The organism is Chthoniobacterales bacterium (genome assembly GCA_018883245.1).
In the GTDB taxonomy this organism is placed as follows: domain Bacteria; phylum Verrucomicrobiota; class Verrucomicrobiia; order Chthoniobacterales; family JACTMZ01; genus JACTMZ01.
The window spans coordinates 1-6559 of record VEQL01000068.1; the positions used below are offsets into that span (position 1 = coordinate 1).

At 61.8% G+C, this 6559-nt stretch carries 6 protein-coding genes; 1 reads left to right on the forward strand and 5 read right to left on the reverse strand.

What is annotated here, in order from left to right; genetic code table 11:
- Positions 1–221: 221 nt before the first annotated feature.
- The 3 genes from FGM15_13285 to fucU all read right to left on the reverse strand — a co-directional run bounded on the left by FGM15_13285 (position 222) and on the right by fucU (position 3266).
- Positions 222–2000, reverse strand: a complete 1779-nt coding sequence (locus FGM15_13285) for an L-fucose isomerase (GenBank protein ID MBU3666831.1) — start codon at positions 1998–2000, stop codon at positions 222–224.
- A gap of 70 nt (positions 2001–2070) precedes the next feature.
- Positions 2071–2832, reverse strand: coding sequence for an aldolase (locus FGM15_13290; protein ID MBU3666832.1), 762 nt, complete (start codon positions 2830–2832; stop codon positions 2071–2073).
- Entirely contained in the window at positions 2829–3266 is a 438-nt protein-coding gene (gene fucU, locus FGM15_13295; protein ID MBU3666833.1) for an L-fucose mutarotase, read from the reverse strand. Before fucU ends, FGM15_13290 begins: the two co-directional genes overlap by 4 nt.
- A 72-nt stretch (positions 3267–3338) precedes the next feature.
- On the opposite strand from fucU, the gene FGM15_13300 reads away from it, so the two are divergent.
- Complete coding sequence (locus FGM15_13300; GenBank protein MBU3666834.1) at positions 3339–4247, forward strand: helix-turn-helix domain-containing protein; 909 nt, start codon at positions 3339–3341, stop codon at positions 4245–4247.
- A gap of 214 nt (positions 4248–4461) precedes the next feature.
- On the opposite strand, the gene FGM15_13305 is transcribed toward FGM15_13300, so the two are convergent.
- Both FGM15_13305 and FGM15_13310 read right to left on the reverse strand, forming a co-directional pair.
- Positions 4462–5715: a (Fe-S)-binding protein gene (locus tag FGM15_13305; GenBank protein ID MBU3666835.1), complete on the reverse strand. Its 1254-nt coding sequence runs from the start codon at positions 5713–5715 to the stop codon at positions 4462–4464.
- 47 nt (positions 5716–5762) lie between these two features.
- The coding region (locus tag FGM15_13310; protein ID MBU3666836.1) for a glycolate oxidase subunit GlcD at positions 5763–6559 on the reverse strand (797 nt) is incomplete at its 5' end.

Here is a 6559-nt window from a genome sequence, read left to right on the forward strand (position 1 = left end):
AAATCTCCGCTTGGCAAAACCACCGCAACAACCGCGGCGCTCCTATCAACTGGCGCTTCACCACCGAAGATGCCCGCATCAAACTGCTCAGACTTTATCCGAAATTGTAGCTGTTACTGAGCACTAGGCTTTTGAAACATGCTCGTATCATGCGGCATCTGCGGCGAAGCGGCCAGACGCGATGGAGTTGGCATGGTGCGATTTTCCCGGGCGGAAGCCGGTCAATAGAGCGGACCGAAGTTGGCGCAGGCGCGGAAGTCGGCGCCCATCAGGTCATCGGTGCCGAAGGCGGACCAGGCGCTCGGACGAAACACCTGCCCGCGGTCGACATTGTGCATGTAGACCGGGATACGCAGGATGCTGGCCAGGCTGATTAGGTCGGCGCCGATATGGCCGTAACTCATAACGCAGTGGTTCGCGCCCCAGTTGTTCATCACCGAGTAGGTGTCGCCGAAGGCCCCCTGCCCGGTGAGACGCGGGGCGAACCATGTCGTGGGCCACGTCGGATTCGTCCGCTCCTCGAGAAGGCGATGTGTTTTCTCCGGCAACTCCACGGTTTGTCCCTCGGCGATCTGCAATGCGGGTCCGAGTCCGTGCACAAGGTTGATCCGGTAAATCGTGGCCGGCATGCCGCCCCGCGTGACATAACGCGTGCTCCATCCGCCGCCGGGGAAATACTCGGTGATCGACGGATGCCAAGACGTCGCCCCGATGCAGGCCTTCACCTCGGCCGGGGTGATGTCCCAGAAAGGCTTCATCGCCGGCTGGCCGTTGATCTTTTGTTCGCCGCAGCCGTCCAGAGCGGCCGGTCCCGAGTTGATGAGGTGGAGCAAACCCTGCGCGGCCGGTCCGCTCGGGGTTTCACCGGAGACGCGTTTGATGGCATCCGCACTCCAATAAGTGCGCAGATCGGCAAAGATCTGCGCGGTGTTGGTCAGCAGGTGGCCGAAAAGCATGCTCGCACCGTTGAGGGCGTCGTTCTCGGTGGCCACGATGTAAGGGGCGCGCGGACCGTTCCAATCGAAAGACGTGCTGAGGATGGCCTCGAGGAAATCACCGTTGGGCATATGGTCGGTCCATTGGCGCTGACCTTGGAAGCCGGAGGCGATTGCATGGTGACCCTGAGCCTCTTCCCCAAAGCCCATCTTGGCCAGTTGCGGGTTGCCGACCATGAGGTCGCGCGCGATGAGGGCCATCTTGACCGATATCTCCCACTCCGCGTCGAGCCGCTTGCGCGGACGTTTGGTCTTCGGGCTGTTCCAATCCTTGCCTTCTTTGCAGTTTGCTTTGACCCATTTGAGGGCCTTGGCGAACTCTGCTTTGTCATAGATGCCGCGCTCGATGCGGCGGATGAATTCGGTCATGTCGACCGACTCGACCCGCATGCCGAGCCAGCGCTCGAAAAAGGCGGGATCGACGATCGACCCGGCGATCCCCATGGAGGTTCCGCCCATGGCCAGATAGGCGCGGCCCCGCATCGTCGCGGCGGCCAGTCCGGCGCGGACGAAGCGGAGGATTTTTTCCTCCACATCGTCGGGAATGTTTTTGTCCCCGCCGTCCTGCACGTCGCGTCCGTAGATCCCGAAAGCGGGCAAGCCTTTCTGGGTGTGACCGGCCAAGACCGCGGCGAGGTAAACCGCGCCGGGGCGCTCGGTGCCGTTGAAGCCCCAGACCGCTTTGGGCACCGACGGGTCGGCATCCATCGTCTCGGAGCCGTAGCACCAGCAAGGGGTCACGGTCAGCGAGACTCCGACGTTTTCTTGGCGGAACTTTTCCGCGCAAGCAGCGGCCTCGGCCACGCCGCCGATGCACGTGTCGGCAATGACGCATTTGACCGGTTCGCCGGTCGGATAACGGAGTTTCGACGAGATGAGCTTGGCCGTGACTTTGGCCATGCCCATGGTCTGGGCTTCGAGCGATTCGCGCACGCCACCGAGGCGCCCGTCGATCGTTGGACGGATACCGACTTTGGGGAGATTGGAGAGGACGGGGTTTTTCATAGGGAAGTGTTCAGTTTTCAGTGTTCAGCTTTCAGGATGTGGTGAGCTTCAGGGGGAAACAGCTGCCTCCTCAGGCAGCACCTTTCCCGATTTGGGTGCGGCGGTAATGTTCGTCGGGGCGTTGGTCGATACGGTCGCTTACTGCGGAAGGAAGGAATTTCGGACCACCCACAGCGAGAGTTCCGGCCAAGACACGCGCCCACTTGTCGAGCATCAGGAGAATGTTCATCACTTCGGAGTCGGAGGCACCAAGGGCGACGGGGCCGTGGTTTTCCAGGAGGATGACTTTCGGGGCTGCTCCGTGGTCCGCGCGAAACTCGCGGAGCACGCGACGGACCTCGACGGCCAAAGCCAAGCCGGGGTCAATGTAGGGCACAACCGCGACATGACGGCCGCACACCACGATGGCGTCGGGAAAAATGTGGTTGAGGAAGGGTTTGCCGCCGTGCTCGGAGCAGAGAATGGCCATGACCGATTCCGCATGGCAGTGGCCAACCCACTTGGCCCCGCCCTCGTCGAGACAGACCGCATGCATAAAAGTTTCCACGGAAGGAAGGCGCGGCGAATCGTCGGCCCGGGAGCATTCCAGAATCGCTTTGACTCCGGAGTCGTCGAGATTTTGGTCGTCCAAAGCGGCGAGGATTGGGGCCATCTTGACGCGGCTGATGCCGGCCTCGTCCAAAGTAGACAAGCTGCAACCGGACGACTTGACCAAGAAGGTTCCGTCGCCAAGATCCGTGCTGGTATTGCCCTCGCCTAGTATGGCCAACCGGCGGTCCTCGCGGCCGATCTGATGGGATAAGGAAATAAGACCGGCCAAATTTTGCTTCATAAATTCGGACCCTCCGTGACGCCTTTTTTCAGGATGATGTTGCCGTATTTGGCCGTCTCGCCGGTCACAACCACAGCGTAGGCATTCTTGGTGCGTTCGTAGAAAGCAAAGCGGTCGATGCGTTCGGGGTCGTCAGCTCCGGGACAAATGGCGCGGATTGCGATCATGTATTTCTCTTCAACCGCCGGATCGAGCTTATCTCCGGCCACCGGTGCCATCATGACGAGTGGCGCAGCGTAGGCATCGTGTTCGAAAAGCGGCAAGATCCCGGACAAAAGTGTGGTCGCCGCCACCCCATCAGCCCGCAGCACGCGGGAGTGGAGGCTGTGCGCTGGAAAGTGGGCGTCGGCCAGGACGAGTTCATCGCCATGCCCCATCTCGGCCAGCGTTTTCAGCAGGTCCGGACTGATGACAGGATGGATTCCTTTGAGCATTGGGGAGATGACTAAATGTCTTTTTAGCAAGGTCGCAGCGAATTTCCATGGATTGAATTGACCACATCATGGATGATTTTGATCTCAGTGCCTTCCCCCACCTCTCCCCCGCCCGATTTTGTCGCGCCGCACATCCGGCGCGGACGCTATATTTTTCCCGAGACCTCTACGCGAAGTTCACTCGTTCTGGTTTGCGCAGGATATGAGGAATGCGGGCCGGGTTTTCTCGTCGATCGCCCATCCTTCCGCTGGCATGCGGTTGAGTTGCTTGAAAGCGGTGCATGGGAAGTGCGCGAGGACGGACAATGGGTGCCCGCTGCCGCCGGGACAGTGGTTGCTTACGGTCCAAATCACGCCGGCGGAATCCGCGCGACAGGAAGCGGGCCGCACGGGAAATATTTCGCCGACTTCCGCGGAACGTCGGCACGACAGGGCCTGCGGGACGCCGGACTGTGGACGACGCGCGTGCGGCAACTGGCCGATGGGCGCGGAGTCATCGCTCTCTACGAGCAACTGCTTTCCTGCACAGCATTGCCCGCGCGGGGCCAAGCAGCGGTGACCACGGCGATCTTGGAAGCTCTACTCACCAGACTCGGAGCCGAACCGGATGCTGCGCCGCGGTCAACGACACAGCGCCGCCACGTCTTCGACCGTTGCCGGGACTACCTGACGGCGAACTACGCGAGTGTACGCAATCTCGGAGAGGTGGCCCGGGCCTGCCACGTTGGCCCGGAATACTTTTCGCGCCTTTTCCGCGAGCACACCGGACAAACCGCCACGCAGTTCCTCGCCCGCCTGCGCATGCATCATGCTGCGAAACTGCTCCTGCGCTCCGACGATACAATCAAAGCCGTCGGCCAGACTGTCGGCTTCGATGACCCCTACCACTTTTCCCGCGTCTTCAAACAAATCCACGGCGTGGCTCCCAGAGCCTTCAAGCGCGGCTGGCCTGACCCCGTAAGTGGGAGTGCTCCTGTCTGAAGTTCTGCCGGTTGTTGCTTGTAGTGGGTTTTGGAGCGTTTTCGGTCCAGCTCTTCAGAGCTCCTGTAGCCGCGCGCCATGAACCCAGCCATCATCCCGAACACGCAACCGGCCCGGTAGCGCGGTCCGCCGGGGCCGTCATGGTAATCCGTATGGTTGCCAAGCCACTCGGCACGCCCCGGACCGTAACCCTTTATCGTGGCCACCTCCCCGCTCATGACTTGGATGATTCCTCGCGGTAAGCGCGCGCCAGCAGCGAGACCGGCTGGGTCACCCGAATATCAAGGCCCGCCTGCCGGGTTCCGTTGACCAGCTGCAAATGGCAACCGGGATTGCAGGTGGCCACCACCGCGGCGCCGGTGGAGGCAATCTTGCCGACTTTGCGCTCTTGCAGAACGGCGGCGGTTTGCGGTTGGGTGATATTGTAAACGCCGGCACTTCCGCAGCACCAGTTGGACTCGGGCAACTCGGTCAGCTCGACTCCGGGAATGGCACGCAGGATTTCCCTCGGCTGCTTGGTGATCTTCTGTCCGTGGCAAAGGTGGCATGCCTCGTGGTAGGTCACCTTTTGCGGGGCCACTTGGCCTGCGGGGACGCGGAACCCGATTTCCACCAGCCATTCGTTGATATCTTTCAACTTGCGGTCCCATTCCCGTGCCCGCGCGGCGTAATCCGAGTCGTCTCCGAGGAGGCGGGCGTAGTGCTTCAGGTGCGAGCCGCAACCTGCGGCATTGGTGATGATGGCATCGAAGCCGGACGGGTCGAAAAGGTCGATCATCCTTCGCGCCATCTCCTGCGCCACCGCATGCTCGCCATTGTGGCCGTGGATGGAGCCGCAACACGGTTGCACCGGCGGCGTGACCACCTCGCACCCGTTGGCCAGCAAAACGTCGGCCGTATCGCGGTTGATGTCGGCGAAGACCAGATCCTGCACGCAACCGGTCAAAAGACCGACGCGGTAGCGGGTTCCGCCGACCGGCTTCTCCACGGGACGGATCAACTGATGGGAAAACTTCGGCAGCACAACCGGCGTCATCGGCTCCAGCTCACGCAATTTGGCCGGAAGCAAGCGGGTCAAACCAAGCCGGCGGAAAACCCATTGCGCACCCGTCGCCTGGTAAAGCCAGAGCATCCGTCCGACCAGTCGCAGCAACCGCGGACGGGTAAAAAGAATTTTGAGCAGAGCGGTGCGGATGCCGGAGCGCACGGGGTTGGCCATAACGCCGGATTTTTCCACGTCGGCCCGCGCCACCTCGAAAAGGTGGGCGTAGTCCACCCCGGCCGGACAGGCGGTTTCGCAGGCCAGGCAGCCGAGGCAGTAGGACATCTCCTCGCCGAAGTCGCGCCCCAGGGGGAGATGGTCGTCGGCGATGGCCCGCATGAGGGCGATGCGACCCCGCGGGCTGTGCTTCTCGAGCTTCGTCGCGTCGTAAGTCGGACAAGTCGGCAGGCACATGCCGCAGTGCATGCACTGCTGGAGCACCGAGTAATCGAGCGACTTGAGGGAAAGGTCGCTCACGGCCGCGGGTCGAAAATTTTCCCGGGGTTCAAAAGTCCCAGCGGGTCGAAAGCCGCTTTGATGCTGCGCATGACCCCGACGTTCAGCTCGCCGATCGCGCCGGGGAGGAAATCTTTTTTGGCCAGACCGACACCGTGTTCGCCGGTGATCGTGCCGCCCAGCGCGATGGCCTGCGCGAAAATGTCTTTCATCGCTTCCTCAACGCGGTGCATTTCCTCTTTGTTTTTCTCGTTGGTCAAAAAGGTCGGGTGCAGATTCCCGTCGCCCATGTGGCCGAAGGTGCCGATCTTGAGATTGTGGCGGCGGCCCGTTTCCTGGATGCAGCGGACCATCTCCGGCAAACGGTTGCGCGGCACGGTGGCGTCTTCCAGGATCGTAGTCGGACCGACCCGGGCCAAAGCGGAAAAAGCGGTCCGGCGGGCCGACGCGAGCGAGGCAGCCTCTTCGGGGGTGGCGGCGATTTTCACTTCCCCCGCCCCGTTGGCCTTGGCGATGGCAGCCATGGCGGCAGCCTCCTCCTCCACCGCGACAGGATGCCCGTCGCTCTCGATGAGCAGGAGAGCTTCCGCCTCGCGCGGCAAACCGATCGCCGCGTAATCCTCCACGCAATTGATCGTGACCTTGTCGAGAAACTCCAGGGTGCACGGGATGATCTTGGCTTTGATGATGGCGGAAACCGTCTTGGCCGCGTTTTCCATGTTGTCATAGACGGCCAGCATGGTTTTGCGCGCGGCGGGTGGCGGGATCAGCTTGAGCAGCACCCTGGTGATGATGCCCAGGGTTCCCTCCGAAC